This is a genomic window from Streptomyces sp. NBC_01016 (assembly GCF_026341035.1).
GTDB lineage: Bacteria > Actinomycetota > Actinomycetes > Streptomycetales > Streptomycetaceae > Streptomyces.
Window position 1 is genome coordinate 4,571,316 of sequence record NZ_JAPEOQ010000001.1, and the last position, 18,558, is coordinate 4,589,873.

19 protein-coding genes are annotated in these 18,558 nt (G+C 70.1%); 11 read left to right on the forward strand and 8 right to left on the reverse strand.

Annotated features, from left to right (window positions below; genetic code table 11):
* Positions 1-3: 3 nt before the first annotated feature.
* The 3 genes from OG746_RS20475 to OG746_RS20485 all read left to right on the forward strand — a co-directional run bounded on the left by OG746_RS20475 (position 4) and on the right by OG746_RS20485 (position 3,233).
* Complete coding sequence (locus tag OG746_RS20475; RefSeq protein WP_266716520.1) at positions 4-951, forward strand: sugar phosphate isomerase/epimerase family protein; 948 nt, start codon at positions 4-6, stop codon at positions 949-951.
* 19 nt (positions 952-970) lie between these two features.
* Positions 971-1,807, forward strand: coding sequence for a sugar phosphate isomerase/epimerase family protein (locus OG746_RS20480; RefSeq protein ID WP_266716522.1), 837 nt, complete (start codon positions 971-973; stop codon positions 1,805-1,807).
* Between the two features lie 112 nt (positions 1,808-1,919).
* Positions 1,920-3,233, forward strand: coding sequence for an MFS transporter (locus OG746_RS20485; RefSeq protein WP_266716524.1), 1,314 nt, complete (start codon positions 1,920-1,922; stop codon positions 3,231-3,233).
* 67 nt (positions 3,234-3,300) lie between these two features.
* Here the strand turns inward: OG746_RS20485 and OG746_RS20490 are convergent, their stop codons facing one another.
* The 3 genes from OG746_RS20490 to OG746_RS20500 all read right to left on the reverse strand — a co-directional run bounded on the left by OG746_RS20490 (position 3,301) and on the right by OG746_RS20500 (position 7,233).
* Positions 3,301-5,103 carry an ABC transporter permease/substrate binding protein gene (locus tag OG746_RS20490; protein WP_266716526.1) on the reverse strand — a complete coding sequence of 601 codons (1,803 nt, stop codon included), beginning with the start codon at positions 5,101-5,103 and terminating at the stop codon, positions 3,301-3,303.
* Positions 5,096-6,220 carry a quaternary amine ABC transporter ATP-binding protein gene (locus OG746_RS20495; RefSeq protein WP_266716528.1) on the reverse strand — a complete coding sequence of 375 codons (1,125 nt, stop codon included), beginning with the start codon at positions 6,218-6,220 and terminating at the stop codon, positions 5,096-5,098. Before OG746_RS20495 ends, OG746_RS20490 begins: the two co-directional genes overlap by 8 nt.
* Before the next feature lie 119 nt (positions 6,221-6,339).
* Positions 6,340-7,233, reverse strand: coding sequence for a LysR family transcriptional regulator (locus OG746_RS20500; protein ID WP_266716530.1), 894 nt, complete (start codon positions 7,231-7,233; stop codon positions 6,340-6,342).
* Between the two features lie 206 nt (positions 7,234-7,439).
* Between OG746_RS20500 and OG746_RS20505 the strand changes: the two genes are divergently transcribed.
* Positions 7,440-7,781, forward strand: a complete 342-nt coding sequence (locus OG746_RS20505) for a DoxX family protein (protein ID WP_266716532.1) — start codon at positions 7,440-7,442, stop codon at positions 7,779-7,781.
* 22 nt (positions 7,782-7,803) lie between these two features.
* On the opposite strand, the gene OG746_RS20510 is transcribed toward OG746_RS20505, so the two are convergent.
* Together OG746_RS20510 and iolC are read right to left on the reverse strand one after the other, a co-directional pair.
* A complete protein-coding gene (locus OG746_RS20510) occupies positions 7,804-8,820 on the reverse strand; it encodes a Gfo/Idh/MocA family protein (protein ID WP_266716534.1) in 1,017 nt (338 codons plus the stop codon).
* A gap of 10 nt (positions 8,821-8,830) precedes the next feature.
* Positions 8,831-9,784 carry a 5-dehydro-2-deoxygluconokinase gene (gene iolC, locus OG746_RS20515; RefSeq protein WP_266716536.1) on the reverse strand — a complete coding sequence of 318 codons (954 nt, stop codon included), beginning with the start codon at positions 9,782-9,784 and terminating at the stop codon, positions 8,831-8,833.
* A 184-nt stretch (positions 9,785-9,968) separates the two neighbouring features.
* Between iolC and OG746_RS20520 the strand changes: the two genes are divergently transcribed.
* Positions 9,969-10,574, forward strand: coding sequence for a CatB-related O-acetyltransferase (locus OG746_RS20520; protein WP_266719098.1), 606 nt, complete (start codon positions 9,969-9,971; stop codon positions 10,572-10,574).
* 77 nt (positions 10,575-10,651) lie between these two features.
* Here OG746_RS20520 and OG746_RS20525 read toward each other — a convergent pair whose 3' ends face one another.
* The 3 genes from OG746_RS20525 to OG746_RS20535 all read right to left on the reverse strand — a co-directional run bounded on the left by OG746_RS20525 (position 10,652) and on the right by OG746_RS20535 (position 13,558).
* Positions 10,652-11,026, reverse strand: a complete 375-nt coding sequence (locus OG746_RS20525) for a VOC family protein (protein WP_266716538.1) — start codon at positions 11,024-11,026, stop codon at positions 10,652-10,654.
* A gap of 98 nt (positions 11,027-11,124) precedes the next feature.
* A complete protein-coding gene (locus OG746_RS20530) occupies positions 11,125-12,588 on the reverse strand; it encodes a purine-cytosine permease family protein (RefSeq protein ID WP_266716540.1) in 1,464 nt (487 codons plus the stop codon).
* Between the two features lie 40 nt (positions 12,589-12,628).
* Positions 12,629-13,558, reverse strand: a complete 930-nt coding sequence (locus OG746_RS20535; RefSeq protein ID WP_266716542.1) for a flavin reductase — start codon at positions 13,556-13,558, stop codon at positions 12,629-12,631.
* Between the two features lie 206 nt (positions 13,559-13,764).
* Between OG746_RS20535 and OG746_RS20540 the strand changes: the two genes are divergently transcribed.
* From OG746_RS20540 to OG746_RS20565, 6 genes are read left to right on the forward strand one after another with little or no spacing between them, the layout of a single operon-like run.
* Positions 13,765-14,406, forward strand: a complete 642-nt coding sequence (locus OG746_RS20540) for an amino acid synthesis family protein (protein ID WP_266716544.1) — start codon at positions 13,765-13,767, stop codon at positions 14,404-14,406.
* Entirely contained in the window at positions 14,403-14,954 is a 552-nt protein-coding gene (locus OG746_RS20545; RefSeq protein ID WP_266716546.1) for an amino acid synthesis family protein, read from the forward strand. The genes OG746_RS20540 and OG746_RS20545 overlap by 4 nt, the downstream gene beginning before the upstream one ends.
* Positions 14,955-14,962: 8 nt before the next feature.
* Complete coding sequence (locus OG746_RS20550; protein ID WP_266716548.1) at positions 14,963-15,730, forward strand: alpha/beta fold hydrolase; 768 nt, start codon at positions 14,963-14,965, stop codon at positions 15,728-15,730.
* The gene (locus OG746_RS20555; protein ID WP_266716549.1) at positions 15,723-17,219 is read left to right on the forward strand and encodes an aldehyde dehydrogenase; all 1,497 of its coding nucleotides are present in this window, start codon (positions 15,723-15,725) and stop codon (positions 17,217-17,219) included. Before OG746_RS20550 ends, OG746_RS20555 begins: the two co-directional genes overlap by 8 nt.
* Before the next feature lie 8 nt (positions 17,220-17,227).
* Positions 17,228-17,470: a tautomerase family protein gene (locus OG746_RS20560; RefSeq protein WP_266716550.1), complete on the forward strand. Its 243-nt coding sequence runs from the start codon at positions 17,228-17,230 to the stop codon at positions 17,468-17,470.
* Positions 17,467-18,510, forward strand: coding sequence for an LLM class flavin-dependent oxidoreductase (locus tag OG746_RS20565; protein WP_266716552.1), 1,044 nt, complete (start codon positions 17,467-17,469; stop codon positions 18,508-18,510). Before OG746_RS20560 ends, OG746_RS20565 begins: the two co-directional genes overlap by 4 nt.
* The last annotated feature ends 48 nt before the right edge of the window (positions 18,511-18,558 follow it).

Below are 18,558 nucleotides of genomic sequence, written 5' to 3' on the forward strand. Positions count from 1 at the left end.
CCCATGAGTGAACCCACCACGAGCCAGATCAAACTCGGCATGCTCACTGCCTGCCTGCCCTCCTGGGACCTCGACAAGATCGTCGGCTATGCCGCGGGCCGCGGCTACCAGGCTCTCGAAGTCGCCGTCTGGCCCGGCACGGGAGGCCGCGACTTCGAAGCCGCCCACCTGCCCGTGGCCACCTTCACGGGGGAGGACGAGGAGCGCACCCGCGCCCTCCTCGACCGGCACGGCCTGGAGATCTCCGCGCTCGCCTACTACGAGAACCACCTCCACCCCGACCCGGCGCAGCGCGCCGCGTACGGCACCCACCTCAAGCACGCCATCGACACCGCCCAACGCCTGAACGTCCCCTACGTGGGCACCTTCATCGGCCGCGACTGGACGAAGCCGGTCGCCGAGAACCTCGCCGAGGCCGAACGGATCTTCCCCGAACTCGTCGACTACGCGGGGGAGCGGGGCGTCAAGCTCATCATCGAGAACTGCGTGATGGAGGGCTGGCACCCGGACGGCTACCCCGGCAACCTCGCCTACTCCCCGGAACTGTGGGAGTGGATGTTCGACCTGGGCCTGTACCTCAACTGGGACCCGTCCCACCTCACTTGGATCGGCATCGACCCGGTCGAGACCATCGCGCCGTACGCGGACCGGATCGTGCACGCCCAGGCCAAGGACGTCGAGCTGCGCCCGCACGACCGGCAGCGCTACGGCCACTTCGGCCCTGCCCGCGACCGTACGAAGAACCCCTGGGACATGGGCTGGTGGCGCTACCGCGTGCCTGGACGCGGCCAGGTCGACTGGGGCACGGTCCTCGACCGCCTCTACGAGCACGGCTTCACCGGCACCCTCTCCGTCGAGCACGAGGACCCCGTCTGGGGCGGCACCCCGGAAAAGATCGTCCAGGGGCTCGACATCGCCCACAGCACACTCCGCCCGCTCATCGTCGACTGACCCGGAGGACCGACACACCATGGCCACCACGCACGCCACCCTCGCCGTCCAGCTGTTCAGCCTCCGCGAGGACCTGGACAAGGACCGCGCCGGCACCCTCGCCCGCCTCGCCGAACTCGGCTACCGCCACGTCGAGCCCTTCGGTTTCGGCGACTGGCGCACCCCCGCCGAGGACCGCCTGGCCAAGGCCCGCGCACTCCGCGCCGACCTGGACGCGGCGGGCCTTTCGGTCTGCTCCCTGCACGCCTCGATCGCCGCCGGCGAGCTGGCCACCCTCGCCGAGGAATGCCGCATCCTCGGCACCGACACCGTCTTCATCCCGATCCCCGGGCTCGTCGAGGGCTTCGACGGCGGGGACCACTTCGGCCGCGACGTGTTCGGCGACCTCGACACCCTGACCCGGTTCGCCGCCCGCGTCGACGAGGCCGCCAGCGAACTGGCCGGGCACGGCATCCGCCTCGGCTACCACAACCACGAGCTGGAGTGGACGACGCTGCCCGACGGCCGCCACGGGTACGACGTGTTCTGGGAGTTGACCGGAGCGCAGGTCATCGCCGAACTCGACGTCTACTGGGCGACCGTCGCGGGCCAGGACCCGGCGGCCGTGCTGCGCGCGCTCGACGGCCGCGTGGTCGCCGCGCACCTCAAGGACGGCAAGGCGGTACGCCAGGAACCGCAGACCCCGATCGGCACGGGCGACGTCGACGTCCCCGCCGCCATCGAGGCCGGAGGCCCCACCCTCGCCTGGCACATCGCCGAAATCGACACCACAGAGTTCGACCGCTTCGACCTCCTGAAGCACAACCGGGACGCGCTGCTCGGGCTGGGCACATCGAGCTCCCGCTCGGCAATTTGATCCCCTCCGGCGATTGGGGAGCGGGGTCCGGGGCAGCGCCCCGCGTCCGCAACCCCGCCGCGCCGCAACGAGCGGCCCCCCACATCCACCCTGGCTCGCAAGGAGGCGAACCATGGGATCCACCCCGAACGACGCCGAAGCCGACACCGACACCGACACGCCAAGATCCGGCTCCGTCGTCGACCCCACCATCCCCCCACGCACCCGCAAGGCCCCACCCCGGCTCATCGTCTTCCTCGCGATCGCCCAGGCCGGCCTGTATCTCGCCCTCCTCACACCCGTCTACGTCAGCCTCACCCTGAAGCTGCAGACCCTCACCGCCGACGGTGACGCCATCACGGCCCTGGCCACCGTCTCCTCGCTCGGCGCGGTCGGCGCCTTCCTCGCCAACCCGATCTTCGGCCGGATCAGCGACATGACCACAGGCCGCTTCGGGCGCCGCCGCCCCTGGCTGGTGTCCGGAGCGGCCGGGCTCACCGGCTGCCTGCTGGTGATCGCCCTCGCCCCCAACGTGGCCACCGTCGCCGTGGCCTGGCTGTTCGCCCAGGTCTGCGCGAACGCCGCACTCGCCGCCTATCTGGCCTCGGTCGCCGACCAGGTGCCGACCCGGCAGCGCGGCAAGGTGTCCGGGCTCATCGGCCTGATGCAGAACGCGGGCGTGCTGGGCGCCGCGTACGCGGGTCAACTCCTGGGCCACGACATGCTGTTGCTGTTCATGGTGCCGGGCCTCGTGGGGCTCGCCGCCATGGTGCTGTACGCCGTGATGCTCCCGGACGTCCCGCTGCGCGAGCGCCCGCGGACCGACGGCGGCTGGCGCACGGCGGCCAAGACGTTCTGGGTGAACCCGCGCGAACACCCGGACTTCGGCTGGGCGTTCGCCTCCCGCTTCATGGTGATCCTGGCGGCGTACATGTTCACCACGTTCCGGCTCATGTACCTGGAGCACCAGCTCGATCTGTCCGTGAGCGAGGCCACCGGCGCGATGGCCACCGGCATCCTCGTCTACACGGTCGCCCTGATGGTGGCCTCGCAGACCGCGGGGTGGCTGTCGGACAAGACGGGACGCCGCAAGGTGTTCGTGGGGGCGGCCACCCTGCTCTTCGGCATCGGCACGTACATGCTGGTGCACGTGGAGTCCATAGGGGCCTTCTACTGGGCGGAGTTGGTGCTCGGGCTCGGTTACGGCATGTACATCGGCGTCGACATCGCGCTGGTGATGGACGTCCTGCCCGACCCCGACAACGCGGCGAAGGACCTCGGCGTCTTCAACGTCGCCAACGCGGGCCCCCAGGCCCTCGCCCCGGGCCTCGCCGGCTTCCTCGTCACCACGGTCGGCGGCGACAGCTACGCGACGATGCTCCAGGTCGCGGCGGCGATCTGCGTGGTGGGCGCTCTGGTGGTGATCCCCATCAAGAAGGTCCGCTGACGGGACGGCGGAGGGCGTGGCACGCATCGCGCGCCACGCCCTCGACCTCCCTGCACAATCAACTGCGTTACTTCTTGAGCGGTGTCATCTTCTCCGCGTAGCCGGGGTGCTTCTTCAGCCAGGCACGCACCGCGTCCTGCTGCGCACCCTTGCCGGCCTTGTTGATCTTGGACTCCAGGTCCATGAGCTGCTTCTCGCTCATCTTGAAGTTCTTGATCCAGCCGGCCACGCGGGGGTGCTCGTCGGAGAATCCCTTGCGGCCGATGCCGCGCAGGTCGTCGCCCTTGCCCCAGGCGTGCTTCGGGTCCTTGAGGTTCTTCATGTCGAAGTCGGCGTAGGCCCAGTGCGGGGTCCAGAGGCTGACGACGATCGGCTTCTTCGCCGCGTACGCGCGCTTGAGCTCGGCGAGCATCGCGGGCGTGGAGCTGTCGACGACCTTGAACTTGGGGCGGAGGTCGTAGGCGGGCATGACCTTCTTCTTCAGGATGGCCGTCAGGCCCGCGCTGGCCTCGATGCCCGTGATCTTTCCGCCGAACTCGCCCGCGTGGCCGTTCAGATCGGCGAGGGAGTCGACGTCCTTCATGTACGCGGGCACGGCCAGCTTGTTCTCCATCTTGCCCGTGTACCAGGTGCCCAGGGGCTCGACGTCCTTGCCGTACTTCTTCCAGTACGGCGCGTGGGTGACAGGAAGCGAGGCGTCCGTCTGGAAGTCCACGTCGCCGCGGGACAGCGCGGTCCACAGCGGGCCGAGCTCGAACTGCTTGACCTGCACCTCGTAGCCGCGCCGCTCCAGGGCCTCCTTCCACAGGTAGGTGGTGGCGGTGGCCTCGTCCCAGGGGATGTAGCCGATGGTGACCTTCTCGCCGTTGCCGACGCCCGAGACCGTGGACTTCTCGGTGCCGCCGAAGACACCCAGGCCGCCGGCGACGAGCGCGAGGACGACGATGCCGACCCCGGCGAAGGCGGGGCGGGGGCGGTGGTTCCACAGCTGCGAGCCGAAGCCCGTGACGGCGGCGCTGCGACTGACCGTGAGGCGCCGGCCCAGTGGCGAGACCTGGGTGCCGAGCGCGCCGGTCATCCGGTCGAGGTAGATCGCGAGCAGCACGATGGCGATGCCCGCCTCCGCGCCGAGTCCCACGTTGAGCTGGCCGATGGCCTCGTTGACGTCGCCGCCGAGCCCTTCGGCGCCGACCATGCCGGCGATCGCGGCCATGGAGAGGGACAGCATGATGACCTGGTTGACGCCGGTCATGACGGTGGGCAGCGCGAGCGGGAACTGTACGCGCAGCAGGATCTTGCGGGGCTGGGTGCCGAACGCCTCGGCGGCCTCGACCAGTTCGCGGTCGACCTGGCGGATGCCAAGCTCGGTGAGCCGGACGCCGGGCGCCAGGGCGAAGACCAGGGTGGCGACGATGCCCGCGGGGGCGCCACTGCCGAAGAACAGGATCGCCGGGATCAGATAGATCATCGCTGGCATCGTCTGCATGAGGTCGAGGACCGGCCGCACCGTCGCGCTGACCCGCTCGGAGTACGCGGCCCAGACGCCGATCGGCACCGCGATGACCAGCGCGAGGATCGTGGCGACGAGCACCAGCGACAGCGTCATCATCGCGTGTTCCCACAGTTGGAGGGAGTCGATGAAGGCGAAGCCGACGAAGGAGAGGACGCCGGCGAGCAGTCCGCGCAGCCACCAGGCGCACACGGCGAAGATGCCCGCGAGGAGCAGGGGTTGTGGGGCGTCGAGCACGGCGAGGATGCCGTCGTAGCAGCCCTCGAAGACGGCCTTGAAGAAGTCGAACAGCCAGGCGGCGTTGTTCAGGAGCCAGTTGACCGCGGTGTTGACCCAGTCGCCGAAGGGAATTCTAGGCACGCGCGCTCACCTTGTCCCCGGACGTCCCGCCCTGGGTGTCGTCCTGTCCGCCGGTCGCGGCGGCTTCCCCGAGCACGGCCAGCAGTCGCTCCTGGCTGACCACGCCGGTCAGTACCTCGTCCTCGACGACGGCGACGGGCGCGGCGGCCCGCTGCGCGCACGGCGCGAACAGCTCGGCGAGCGGAGTGTCGGGTCCTACGCGGGCGGGTGCTTTCGCGAGCAGCTCGGTGTCGGTGAGGTCCTTCCGGCCCGAGCCGGCGCGCAGTGCGTCGGGGGACTCCATGATGGCTCCGGCGGTCAGCACCCGCGAACGGTCCACGTCCTGGATGAAGTTGGCGACGTAGTCGTCCGCCGGGCGGACCAGGATGTCCTCCGGCGTGCCGTTCTGCACGATGCGGCCGTCGCGCATGACGGCTATTCGGTCACCGAGGCGCATGGCCTCGTTCAGGTCGTGCGTGATGAAGACGATGGTCTTCTTGAGCTTCTTCTGCAGCACGAGCAGCTGGTCCTGCATGTCCCGCCGGATCAGCGGGTCGAGGGCGCTGAACGACTCGTCCATCAGCAGCAGTTCGGCGTCCGTGGCGAGCGCGCGGGCGAGGCCCACGCGCTGCTGCATGCCGCCGGAGAGCTCGTCGGGGAAGGACGTCTCCCAGCCCTTGAGCCCGGTCAGCTCCAGGGCCTCCGCGGCCCGCTGCTCGCGCTCGGCGCGCGGCACACCCTGCACCGCGAGGCCGTAGGCCGCGTTCTCCATCACGGAGCGGTGCGGGAACAGCGCGAAGTGCTGGAAGACCATGCTGATCTTGTGGGAGCGGACCGCCCGCAGCTCCTTGGCGGGCAGGGCGGTCACGTCCTGCCCGTCGAACTTCACGTGTCCGGCGGTCGGTTCCGACAGGCCGTTGAGCATGCGCAGCAGCGTCGACTTGCCCGATCCCGACAGGCCCATGACGACGAAGATCTTGCCGGACTCCACCGAGAAGGAGGCGTCGATCACGCCCGCGGTGGTCCCTTCGGACCGCAGCTCCTCACGGTCGGTCCCGGTGCGGAGCCGCTCGACCGCCTCTTCCTGTCGCCTGCCGAACACCTTGTACAGGTGCTCGGCCTCAAGCCTGACTGACACATGAACCTCGATCTCTTCGACCTGCGAAAAGTTGCAGAATCAAGCAATGCTCGTCGGCGGTGGCACCTGCCCCGGGTTCGGCGGGGCAAACACGTCGTATTCCGCTCGCCCATGTGCCGTCACCCGGCACTGCGCACCCCGAACGCGCGGGCCGCCTCCGCGAAGGCGCGAATCTGCGCGGTCTCGCTCGTCGTGCGCCACACCGGCGCCCACTCGGTCGGCGGCGCGTCCCGGATCGGCAGGAACTCCACGCCGGGGTGGCGGTAGTAGCGCAGGACGTGCGCGTTGAGCGGCGTGATCACGGCGCGGGCGGCGACCTGGGTGAGGACCTCGTGGAAGGTGCGTACGCGGGGGCCGCGGGGGATCGCGCGCCCGCTGGGCGTACGGGTGGGCACCATGGCCGCACCCCACTCCCGCGGCACTTCGGGGCCGACGTCGATGACGGTGTGGCCCGCCAGATCCTCCAGGGAGACGTCGGTGTGCCCGGACAGTTCGTGTCCCGCCCACACCGCGAGCACCCGCCCCTCCGTCAGGACCACGGGGCCCACGGTCACATCGGGCTCGTCGACCGGCAGCCACAGCACCAGCACGTCCACCTCGCCGCGGCGCAGCGGGCCGTACGGATCGCTGAAGTGGATCTCCTGGAGCCGCACCTCGCACTCGGGATACAGCTTGCCGAAGTGCCCGATGTGGGCCCGCAGTTCATGGCCGAGCGCACCCATCACGCCGAGCGTGAGCGTGCCGGACACACCGCGCGCGGCGGCGCGGGCCTCCGCGACGGCGGCGTTGATGGCATCCTGCCCCTGCCGCAGGCCCTCGGTCAGGCGCCGACCGATCGGCGTGAGCCGCACCGACCGGCTGGTCCGCTCGAACAGGGCCGCGCCGATGCGCCGCTCCTGCGTCTTGACCACCTGGCTGACCCTGGCCGCCGAGATGTGCAGCCGCTCGGCGGTCCGGCCGAAGTGCAGCTCGTCCGCGAGCGTCAGGATGATCTCGATGTCACGCAGCTCCACCCCTGAGCCCCCTCCCCATCGTTAACGCGGGGATTATCGCTCGTTATCGGGACGGCCGTTGATACCGCGTACGGCAGCGAGGACCCTTGGCTCGGGACGGCCGCTCCTGTTGCCCGCTCCTGTCATCTGTTCCTGTCACCCCGCTGCCACGTCAGCGCTGCCTCGTTGCTCATGTCGTTCCTCATGCCCTGAAGGAGCACGCCCGTATGTCCACCACCGTTGTCATCGTCACCGTCCTGACGGCCCTCTGGGTCGGCTTCTCCGGTGTCTCGCTGCTGCGCCGCGCCGAGTTCGTCGTGGATCCCCTCGTCTCGTACGGGGTCCCCGAGACCTGGTGGCCGCGGCTCGCCGTGGCCAAACTCCTGGGCGCCGCAGGCCTGTTGGCCGGCCTCGCCGTGCCGGCCGTCGGCATCGCGGCCGCGATCGCCCTGGTCCTGTACTTCGTCGGTGCGGTCGTCACCGTGCTGCGGGCGCGCTCCTACAAGACGGTCGCGTTCCCGGTGCTGTATCTCGCCCCGGTCGTCGCGACGTTGGCCGTCGGGCTGTAGGGCGAGGTGGCGGGGCCGGGGCTCACCGCTTGTCGTGCGGGGCGTAGAAGTCGGGGCGCTTCGGGATGTCCGTGGTGACGACCCGGCCCGAGGTGCGGGACTCGACGGTGGCGCCGGTGATGACGGTCGCCGCGTAGCCGTCCCAGGCGGAGGGTCCTGTGGGCTCGCGGCCCGCCGTCAGGTGCGCGACCCACTCGCGGAACTCGGTGTCGAAGGCGTCGGCGAAGCGGCCCGTCCAGTCCGGCAGGATCGCCGTGCTGTGCGCGCCCGCTGTGCGCACCCCGACCGCCGCCGGGTCGGGCAGCCGGACCAGGCCCTCCTCGCCGACCGCCTCGCACTGGATGTCGTAGCCGTAACGGCAGTTGACGAAGACCTCCAGGTCGATACGGACGCCCTGCGCGGTCTCGAAGAGCATGAACTGGGGGTCGGTGAGGTGTGCGGGCTTCCGCGTCGTCGAACGCGGGGTGATCACCTGCGTGGAGATGATCTCGTCGTCCAGGAGCCAGCGCAGTACGTCGATCTCGTGCACGGCCGTGTCGAGGGCGGCCATGTCGGAGGTGTACGACTCCACGGACGACGCGTTGCGGTGTGCGCAGTGCACCATCAGCGGGGTGCCGATCCGGCCCGCGTCGATGACCTCCTTCATCTGCCGGTAGCCCTGGTCGAAGCGGCGCATGAAGCCCACCTGGACGAGCCGGCTGCCGTGCGCCTGCTCCGCCTCGACGATCTTCAGGCAGTCCTCGGGGGTGGTGGCGAGCGGCTTCTCGCAGAACACGGGCTTGCCCGCCGCGACGGCGTTCAGGACATGCTCGGCGTGGGTCGGCCCCCACGACGTGACGAGCACCGCGTCGACATCCTCGGAGGCGATCAGTGAGGCACCGTCGGCATGCACCTTCGCGCCGGGGTAGCGCGCCGCCTCGGCCGCGCGCTCCGCGTCGATGTCGGTCACCGCGGTGACCCGCGCCCCGACGACCACATCGGTGAGCCGGCGGATGTGCTCACGGCCGATCCAGCCGGCCCCGATGACACCTATGCGCACAGTCTTCTCCTCAGACGTCACCGTTCACCTCGCGGAGCTTCTCCTCGACCTCTGCCGCCGTGGGCATGGCGTCCGAGCAGGCAAGACGGCCCGCCACCAGCGCGCCCGCCGCATTGGCGAACGACACCGTCCGTGCCACGTCCCAGCCCGAAAGCAGCCCGTGGCACAGCGCACCGCCGAACGCGTCGCCCGCGCCGAGCCCGTTGACCACGTCCACCGGCACCGGCGGCAGCTCGGCCACCGCGCCATCGCGGTCCATCGCGAGCACACCCTTGGGGCCCTGCTTCACGACGGCCAGCTCAACTCCCGCCGTCAGCAGCGCCGTTGCCGCCGCGTGCGGCTCCCGCTCGCCGGTCGCGATCTCGCACTCGTCGAGATTGCCGACGGCCACCGTGGTGTGGGCGAGCGCCTCGCGGTAGTACACGCGCGCCTGGGAGGTGTCCTGCCAGAACATGGGCCGCCAGTCCAGGTCGAAGACCGTCGTCCCCTGCTTCGCCCGGTGCTGGAGCGCCGCCAGCGTCGCCGAACGGGAGGGCTCCTCGCTCAGCCCCGTCCCCGTCATCCAGAAGATCCGGGCCGCCGCCACCGCGTCCAGGTCGAGGTCGTCGGGGCGGATGTCCAGGTCCGGGGCCTTCGGCAACCGGTAGAAGTACAGCGGGAAATCGTCCGGCGGGAAGATCTCGCAGAACGTCACCGGCGTCGGCGCGACGTCCGACGTGCCGACGAACGAGGCGTCGACTCCATAGCCCGCCAAGGAAGTTCGCACGAAATCGCCGAAGGGGTCCGCGCCCGTCTTCGTGATCACCGACGCCCGCCGCCCGTAGCGGGCCGCGGCGACCGCGACGTTCGTCGGGCTGCCGCCGAGGTACTTCCCGAACGTCGACACCTCCGCAAGCCCTACGCCCGTCTGGAGCGGATACACGTCCACTCCCACGCGGCCCATGGTCAACACATCGAACGGCATCTCGGCTGGCGTCCCTTCGCTCCGGTCTTCTGGCGCGCTCTGGCCCGAGTACGATCGTCCTTGTTCAAATGTCCTGTCAATGGGTGGTCGGCCGCTCGCGGCGGCCCCATGTGCTCCCCCTGTGCTTGAGAAAGGCCGACTGGTGACACCGAACGTTCCCGCCGACCCGACCGTGCTGCACCCGATGCCCGAGCAGCCGCGGGTCGTCCTCCTCAAGCCCCTGGTCAAGTCGCCGCTCATCGAGGTCGGCGACTTCTCGTACTACGACGACCCGGACGACGCGACCGCCTTCGAGACCCGCAACGTGCTGTACCACTACGGGCCGGAGAAGCTGGTCATCGGGAAGTTCTGCGCGCTGGGGGAGGGTGTGCGGTTCATCATGAACGGCGCCAATCACCGCATGGACGGCGCCTCCACGTTCCCGTTCCCGATCATGGGCGGCTCCTGGGCGGAGCACTTCGACCTCATCACCGGGCTGCCGGGGCGGGGCGACACCGTGGTCGGCAACGATGTGTGGTTCGGCTACCGCGCGATGGTGATGCCCGGCGTCCGCATCGGGCACGGGGCGGTGATCGCCTCGGGGGCCGTGGTCGTCGACGACGTCCCCGACTACGGCATCGTCGGCGGCAATCCGGGCCGTGTCATCCGTCGCAGGTACAGCGACGCCGACGTCGAGCGGCTGCTTCAAGTCGCTTGGTGGGACTGGCCGTTGGAGCACATCACCGCGCACGTACGGGACATCATGTCGGGGAGCATCGACGACCTGGAGCGGGCCGCGCCGACCGGGTGAGCCGGGGCGGCGGGCCCGCCGGGCAGGGGCCCTCGGTGCACGGGGCCTCAGTGCACGGGCCTTCAGTGCACAGGCTCTCAGTGCAGACAGAGGCAGAAGGGATGGCCGGCCGGGTCCGCGTAGACCCGCCAGTTGGTGTCCGGCCGGATCTGGTCCGTCCGCTCGAGGAGTGTCGCGCCGAGAGCGAGCACCCGCTTCTCGTCGGCTTCGAGGTCGTCCACGTCGAAGTCCAGGTGGACCTGTTGCGGCCGCTCCTGGCCCGGCCACTGCGGCGCCTGGTACCCGTCCACCCGCTGGCAGGCCAGGGGCGTCCCCTCGAATCCCACGACATCGACCCAGTCGGGATCGTCGGGGTCCAGGACCACCCGGCCGCCGAGCAGCTCCGCGTAGAACTCCGCGAGCTGTACGGGGTCGGCACAGTCCAGCGCGACCGCCTGCAGTTTTCGAATCACTTCCGGCACTCCTCGCTCTTCCGCCGCTTCTGCGACATCCTGCACGGGAAGTGTCGTACCCGCCACCGCGGCGGACACACCGCCGCGGTGGCAATCCGTCAGCCGCGACCGATCAAGTCCGGCGCGCGCTCCGGCAGTTGCTCGGCAGCGGTGTCGGTGGTCGTGTCGATGTCGGAGTTCTCGCCACCCGCCCGCCGCCACAGCGGCTTCAGCCGGTACGTGAACAGGTACACGATGACCGCGACACCGGCGGCGACGAGCATGCTGAGGTCGCCGGCGCCCGGGTGGGCCGAGGCGAAGGCACCGGTGTAGATGTCGGACACCCAGAAGGGCACGGACGCCACCACGCCGGCCGCCCAGGCCACCAGGCCCCAGTCGACGACCCTGGAACGGTCGTAGAGCTCGGCGATCCTGCGGGGGTCGCCGCGCCCGCCCAGGTAGAAGTCGATCAGGAGCACGGCGGCGAACGGGGCGATGAAGTACGCGGTCAGGTTGAGGAAGACCTTGAACTTGTCCTCCGTGCCCGAGGCGCCCCACAGGCTGATCCCGTAGGCGAGGACGCAGATCCCGGCCACCGCCTGCGTGCGGGTCACGGGGATCTTGAGGGTCTGGACGGAGATCGCGCCGCCGTAGACGTTGAGGAAGTTCTGCGCCAGGGCGGACAGGCCCACGGCGACGAGGGCGGGGACGGCGAACGGACCCATCAGCTGGTGCAGGGCGGTGATCGTGTCCGAGCTGGAGGCGGAGGCGCCGACCACGACGCCCAGGATGCCGAGCCAGGCGATGGTGAGGAAGTTGCCGAAGGCGGTGTACCAGGTGGTCTGCCGGACGACCTTCGCGGTGTCGGGCAGGTAGCGCGAGTAGTCGGAGGCGAAGGGCATCCACGCCACGAGGAATGCCAGGAACCAGCCGCCGAGGGTGATCGAGCCACCGGCCGTGCCGACATAGCCGTCCGCGTGCGGGTTGGCCTCGAAGAGGCTGCCGCCGCGGGCCACCGCCACGACCGTGATCAGCACGAACAGCGGGGTGAGGACGTAGGTCAGCGCCCGCTGAAGGAAATTGATCATGTTGTAGCCGAAGATGGCCACGACGAGCTCGACCACGGTGAGCAGGAGGGCACACAGCCAGTACGGCAGGTGGCTCAGCTCCGCGAAGGCCTTGCCGCCGAGGATGACCGTGACGGCCGCCCAGCCCACACCGGAGAACACGTTGATATAGGCGACGGGCAGGAAGTTGCCGAAGAAGCCCAGCGGCCCCCTCGCCTGGATCTGCTGCGGCACACCGAGGCGGACGCCCATGCGCGACATGACGGCCATCAGGACGGCGCCGACACCGGCGCCGACGACGATCGCGGCGACGGCGGTGGTGAAGCTGAGCCCGAACCACGCGGCGCTGAAGCCGAGCAGGATGACCGGGAAATTGAGCCCCGCGGCGAACCACACGAAGAACTGTGAACTCGGTTTACCGTGTCGCTCGCTGTCGGGGATGTGGTCGACACCGAACGGCTCGACCTTGGTCACGGCGCTGCCGTAGACAGGTGGGCCCTGTGAATCATGAGTCATGGCGTGCTCCGAAGAACGTGGGTGCGGGGGCGGACGCGAGTCACCACGGAAGGGGCGCCGTCTGCGAGATGTCGAAGAAGCCGCCACCGCTGTAGACGAGCGGGGCGAGCTCAGAATGAGACGCCGACACTACACGTCCGGTGAAGACGGTGTGACTCCCGGCCTCCAGGCGCTCGCCGATCTCCACCTCAAGGCGGGCGGCTGAACCGTCGAGCAGCGGGGCGCCGTGCTCGCCGGGCGCCCAGTCGAGGGCGGCGAACTTGTCGGTGCCCTTGCTCGCGAACACCTTCGCCACGTCGAGCTGGTCGGCCGCGAGGATGTTGATGCCGATGTGGGTGGCACGGTGCAGTGCGGGGTGTGTCGACGAGCTGCGTTGGACACACACCAGGACCATCGGCGGGTCGAGGGAGATGCTGGAGAACGCGTTCACCGCGAGGCCCCTGGGGGTCCCGTCGTCGTCGGTGGTCACTACGGTGACACCGGTGATGAACTTGCGGTGCACCCCCTTGACCAGGTCGGCGTCGACGGCGGCCTCGTGCGCCGTCGTGATGATGCCGAGCGCTTCGAGGAGCTGCCGGGAGTCGAAGGTCACAGACTCCTCGGTGACGGTGTCACCGTCGAAGCGGGCGAATGTGGCGCCCGACACCTCGACGGGCCGGCCGGTGGGCGGCACACCCATGAACGTGTCGGTGTGCCGGCCCGTGCTGCGCCAGCGGACCGCCAGCCGGTCCCCGTCCACGACCAGGTCCTCGATCTCGGTCCGCAGATCGGGGAACGCCGCGCGCACCGCGCTGATGCTCTCCTTGAACCCGGCGCGGTCCTGAGCGGTGCCGGCCGGCCCACGGCGGCGCACGTAGCCGGTGCTCAACACGGCGTCCAGAGCGTCGACTTCACCCCGGTTCCAGGCCGCGTCCCAGGCGGCGCGGAGGCGGGCGGGGCGGTCGGTGGCATGTTCCAGAGTGACTGACATGGCGGCTCCATCGATCGGATCGGCCTGCTCTTGCATGGCAGATCTGTTGTATGGCAGAGGACCGTAGGAATCGGGTATCCGTCATGTCAATGGTTCGGACGGAATTCGCAGCTTCCTGGGCTGTATTACAGGGAACCCCTAGGTCAGAGCCGCCTATTTGCTGCCGACCCTTGACGGCTCCCCGGGTCACTCTTAGCCTCACTGCCATGGCACAGCAACAATCAGCAGGCCAACAGCTGTGGGCCACACCCACACGAGGCAGACTGCGCAAGGTCGTCACCGTGGTGGACGAGGTCCTCCTGGAACTCGGCCGGCCGGTCGCGACCCCCGTACGTCGCGTCGCCGCGGCCGCCGTGATCGAGAACCCCTGGGCCGGGCGCGGATTCGTCGCCGACCTGGGGCCCGAGGTGGAGGACATCGCGCCCGGCATCGGCCGCCTCCTCACCGACCGGCTGATCGAGACGCTGGGCGGCGTGGAGCACGTCGAGGCGTTCGGCAAGGCGGCCGTCGTCGGGCTCGACGGGGAGATCGAGCACGGCGGGGCATTGATCCACACCCCGTACTTCGGCAATGTGCTGCGGGAGCTGACCGAGGGCACCTCGATCATCGTGTTCAGCGACGACCGGCTCGCGGCGGGCGAACCGCTGACCGTCCCGGTGTGGCACAAGACCGCCGCCGCCACCCGCTCCCACTACCAGACCGTCCAGATCCGGGTGCCGGACGCACCGCGCCCCGACGAGATCGTCGTCGTGGCCGCCGCAGCCTCGGGGCCGCGCCCCAACGCCCGTATCGGAGACCGCCGCCAGGACCCCGTGGTCCGCCTCGCCGACTTGGAGACCGCCCGATGAACCTCCGCAAGATCGTGACGTACGTCGAAGACATCCACGCCGAGGGCGGCCGCCCCGTCGACTCGGTGGCACGCACCGCGGTGGTGCTCGCCGTGATCGAGAACCCGTGGGCGGGCCAGGGCTTCGTCGACGACCTGCTGCCCGGCATCGACGAAGTGGCTCCGCAGCTGGGCGAGTTGCTCGCGCCGCGCGTCGTGGAGGCGCTCGGCGCGCCCGTCGAGGCGTACGGGAAGGCCGCCATCGTCGGCCTCGACGGCGAGGTCGAGCACGGCAGCGCCCTCATCCACACGCTGAAGTTCGGCGACCACTTCCGCAAGGCGGCGAACGCCACCACGCTGCTCCCGGCCGTGGAGAAGCGCGCGGTCGCCGGAGGTGTCTTCGACATCCCGCTGAAGCACATCACCGACGCCACCATCCGCTCCCACCACCAGAGCATCGAGGTACGGGTCCCGGACGGCCCGCGCGCCGACGAGATCGTCATCGGCCTCGCCGCCGCGGCCCAGGGCCGCCCGCAGGCCCGCCTCGCCCCGCTCGCCACCGAGCAGTAGGCACCGTCATGGACAAGCCGCCCCTCGTACTCCTGCACGGTGTCGGCCTCGACCGCACCATGTGGGAGCCCGTCACCGCCCTGCTGGCCGACCGCTTCACCGTCATCGCGATCGACCTGCCCGGGCACGGCGCCCGCCCGCCCGTGCGCGGCGACGTGACCCTGGCGGAGCTCGCCGACGGGGTCGCCGGGCACATCCCGGCAGGCTCGCACCTCGTCGGGTTCTCGCTCGGCGCGCTGGTCGCCCAGCAACTGGCCCTGTACCGGCCGGAGTTGACGCGCACGCTCACCTCGGTGAGCTCGGTCTGCCGCCGCACCCCCGACGAGCGGGTGGCCGTCCGGACCCGGCTGCGCAATGCCGAGAGCGACTTCGCGGCGAGCACCGCTGCGTCCATCGAGCGCTGGTACGCGGGCACCACCGTGCCGGACGAGGTCGTCGACCGGACACGGGCCACGCTGAGCGCCAACGACGTCGACTCCTTTCTCGGCTGCTACCGGGTGTTCGCGCACGCCGACGCCGAGCTCGGCCCGCGGCTCGGTGACATCACCGTGCCGTCCCTGGCCGTGACCGGGGAGAACGATCCCGGGTCCACGCCGGAGATGACACACCGCCTCGCCGCGGCGCTGCCCGGCTGCCGGGCCGTGATCGTGCCCGGGGCGCGACACATGCTGCCCGTCGAGCGCCCGCAGGCGTTCACCGAGGCCCTCACCACGTTCCTCACACAGAGCGCACAGCTCACCGACGAGAGCGCACCTGGAGACACCGCACATGTCTGAGCCCACGACGCTCACGACCTGGAAGCACTTCATCGGCGGCAGGTGGGTCGAGCCCGCCGCCGGCGAGTACTTCGACAGCACCGACCCGGCCACCGGCCGCACCCTCTACCGCGCCGCCCGCGGCACCGCCGCCGACATCGACAAGGCCGTCGCCGCCGCGCGCGCCGCCTTCGAGGACCCGGGCTGGCGCGACCTCAACCAGACCAAGCGGGGCCACCTCCTGCGCCGCCTCGGTGAGCTGATCGCCGAGAACGCCGAGGAACTCGCCCTCATGGAGTCGCGGGACAACGGCAAACTGCTGCGCGAGATGCGCGGCCAACTCGCCTCGCTGCCCGAGTACTTCCACTACTACGCGGGCCTCGCCGACAAGATCCACGGCGAGACGATCCCCACCTCAGACCGCGCCGTCCTCAACTACACGGCGCGCGAGCCCCTCGGCGTCGTGGGCGCGATCACCCCGTGGAACTCGCCGCTGACCCTGACCACCAGCAAGCTGGCCCCCGCCCTGTGCGCGGGCAACACGGTGGTCGTCAAGCCCTCCGAGTACACGTCGGCGAGCGGGCTGCGCCTCGCGGAGCTCGCCCTGGAGGCCGGCTTCCCGCCCGGCGTCGTCAACGTCGTCACCGGATACGGCGCCGAGGCCGGTGGGCCCCTCGTCGACCACGAGGACCTCGCCAAGATCTCCTTCACCGGCTCCACGGCGACCGGGTCGAAGATCGCCGCGTCGGCCGCGGGCCGTTTCATCGGCTCCACCCTCGAGCTCGGCGGCAAGTCGCCGCAGATCGTCTTCGAGGACGCCGACGTGGCGAACGCCGCCATGGGTGTCATCGCCGGTGTCTTCGCCGCGGCCGGGCAGACCTGTATCGCCGGCAGCCGCGTCTTCGCCCACCGCTCCGTCTACGACGAGCTCCTGGAGCGGGTCTGCGAGCGCGCCAAGTCCATCTGCATCGGCGACCCTCTCGACGAGGCCACCGAACTCGGACCACTCGCCTTCGAGGCACAGCGCGACAAGGTCGCCGCGTACGTCGACCTCGGGCGCGAGGAAGGCGCCCGCGTGCTGACCGGCGGCGCGCCCACCGACGGCGGCACGGGCGGCTGCTTCTACGAGCCGACCGTCCTGGTCGACGTCGACAACAGCATGCGCGTGGTCCGCGAGGAGATCTTCGGCCCGGTCGTCGCGATCATGCCGTTCGACACCGAGGACGAGGTCGTGGGCCTCGCCAATGACACCGAGTACGGCCTCGCGGCCGGGATCTGGACCACCAATCTGTCCCGCGCCCACCGGGTGGCGGGCCGCCTCGACGCGGGCACGGTCTGGGTCAACACCTACCGGGCCATGTCCCCGATGTCCCCACGCCAGGGCTTCAAGGCCAGCGGCGTCGGCGTCGAGCACGGCACCGAGACCATCAAGGAGTACACCCGGCTCAAGAGCGTATGGATCAACACGAGCGAGGAGCCCGTGGCCGACCCGTTCACGATGCGGAGCTGACGCCCGCCATGCCACAGATCACCGTCACGCTCGCCGAGGGCCGCACCCCCGAGCAGATCAGGACCCTGCAGCACGAGGTCCATGAGGCCGTGCTGCGCTCGATCGACACCCGGCCCGAGTACATCCGCGTCGTCGTCCACGAGGTCCCCGCGACGCACTGGTCCACGGGAGACACCACGCTCGCGGAGATGCGAGCCACCGCCATTGCCATGGAAGAAGCCACCCCTACCTCAGCAAAGGAGCTGTCATGAGGTTTTCGCTGTTCGTGCACATGGAGCGCTGGGACGAGAGCACCACCCACCGCGAACTCTTCGAGAACCTCACCGAGCTGACGCAGATGGCCGAGGCCGGCGGGTTCAGCACGGTGTGGGTCGGTGAGCACCACGCCATGGAGTACACGATCTCGCCCAGCCCGATGCCGATCCTGGCGCACCTGGCGGCGAAGACCGACACCATCCGGCTCGGCGCGGGCACCATCATCGCCCCGTTCTGGCACCCGGTCCGGGCCGCGGGGGAGACCGCGCTCCTCGACGTGATCAGCAACGGCCGGGCCGAGGTCGGCCTCGCCCGCGGCGCGTACCAGATCGAGTTCGACCGCCTCGCCGACGGGCTCAAGGCCTCCGACGGAGGCAAGCACCTGCGCGAACTCGTCCCCGCCGTACGGGCGTTGTGGCAGGGCGACTACGCGCACGACGGCGAGATCTGGCAGTTCCCGACGTCGACCAGCGTGCCCAAGCCGGTGCAGCAGCCCACCCCGCCGATGTGGGTCGCCGCCCGCGACCCCGCCTCGCACGACTTCGCCGTCTCCCAGGGCTGCAACGTCATGGTCACCCCGCTGATGAAGGGCGACGAGGAGGTCGCCGCCCTCAAGGAGAAGTTCGACACCGCCGTCGCCAACCACCCCGAGGTGGAGCGCCCCGACATCATGGTGCTGCGCCACACCCATGTGCACGCCCCGGAGGACCCGGAGGGCTGGCGCCCGGCCGCCGAAGGAATCAACAAGTTCTACCGCACCTTCGACGCCTGGTTCGGCAACAAGAAGGCCCCGGTCAACGGCTTCCTTGAGCCCAGCCCCGAGGAGAAGTTCGCCGAGCGCCCCGAGTTCGCGCCCGAGGCCCTGCGCAGGACCGCCATGATCGGCACGCCCGCCGAGGTCGTCGAGCGGCTGCGCGGCTACGAGGAGCTGGGCGTCGACGAGTACAGCTTCTGGATCGACAACACGCTCTCGCACGAGGAGAAGCGCGAGTCGCTGAAGCTGTTCATCAAGGAGGTCGTCCCGGCCTTCCAGTAGGCCACCCGCCCCCACGGCATTGCCCGCCTTCTTGCATGGCAATTCCGG

Coding starts and splice junctions, on each gene's coding strand:
- OG746_RS20475 (WP_266716520.1), top strand. CDS start 4: ATGAGTGAACCCACCACGAGCCAGATCAAACTCGGCATGCTCACTGCC.
- OG746_RS20480 (WP_266716522.1), top strand. CDS start 971: ATGGCCACCACGCACGCCACCCTCGCCGTCCAGCTGTTCAGCCTCCGC.
- OG746_RS20485 (WP_266716524.1), top strand. CDS start 1,920: ATGGGATCCACCCCGAACGACGCCGAAGCCGACACCGACACCGACACG.
- OG746_RS20505 (WP_266716532.1), top strand. CDS start 7,440: ATGTCCACCACCGTTGTCATCGTCACCGTCCTGACGGCCCTCTGGGTC.
- iolC (WP_266716536.1), bottom strand. CDS start 9,784: ATGCCGTTCGATGTGTTGACCATGGGCCGCGTGGGAGTGGACGTGTAT.
- OG746_RS20520 (WP_266719098.1), top strand. CDS start 9,969: ATGCCCGAGCAGCCGCGGGTCGTCCTCCTCAAGCCCCTGGTCAAGTCG.
- OG746_RS20530 (WP_266716540.1), bottom strand. CDS start 12,588: ATGACTCATGATTCACAGGGCCCACCTGTCTACGGCAGCGCCGTGACC.
- OG746_RS20535 (WP_266716542.1), bottom strand. CDS start 13,558: ATGTCAGTCACTCTGGAACATGCCACCGACCGCCCCGCCCGCCTCCGC.
- OG746_RS20540 (WP_266716544.1), top strand. CDS start 13,765: ATGGCACAGCAACAATCAGCAGGCCAACAGCTGTGGGCCACACCCACA.
- OG746_RS20545 (WP_266716546.1), top strand. CDS start 14,403: ATGAACCTCCGCAAGATCGTGACGTACGTCGAAGACATCCACGCCGAG.
- OG746_RS20550 (WP_266716548.1), top strand. CDS start 14,963: ATGGACAAGCCGCCCCTCGTACTCCTGCACGGTGTCGGCCTCGACCGC.
- OG746_RS20555 (WP_266716549.1), top strand. CDS start 15,723: ATGTCTGAGCCCACGACGCTCACGACCTGGAAGCACTTCATCGGCGGC.
- OG746_RS20560 (WP_266716550.1), top strand. CDS start 17,228: ATGCCACAGATCACCGTCACGCTCGCCGAGGGCCGCACCCCCGAGCAG.
- OG746_RS20565 (WP_266716552.1), top strand. CDS start 17,467: ATGAGGTTTTCGCTGTTCGTGCACATGGAGCGCTGGGACGAGAGCACC.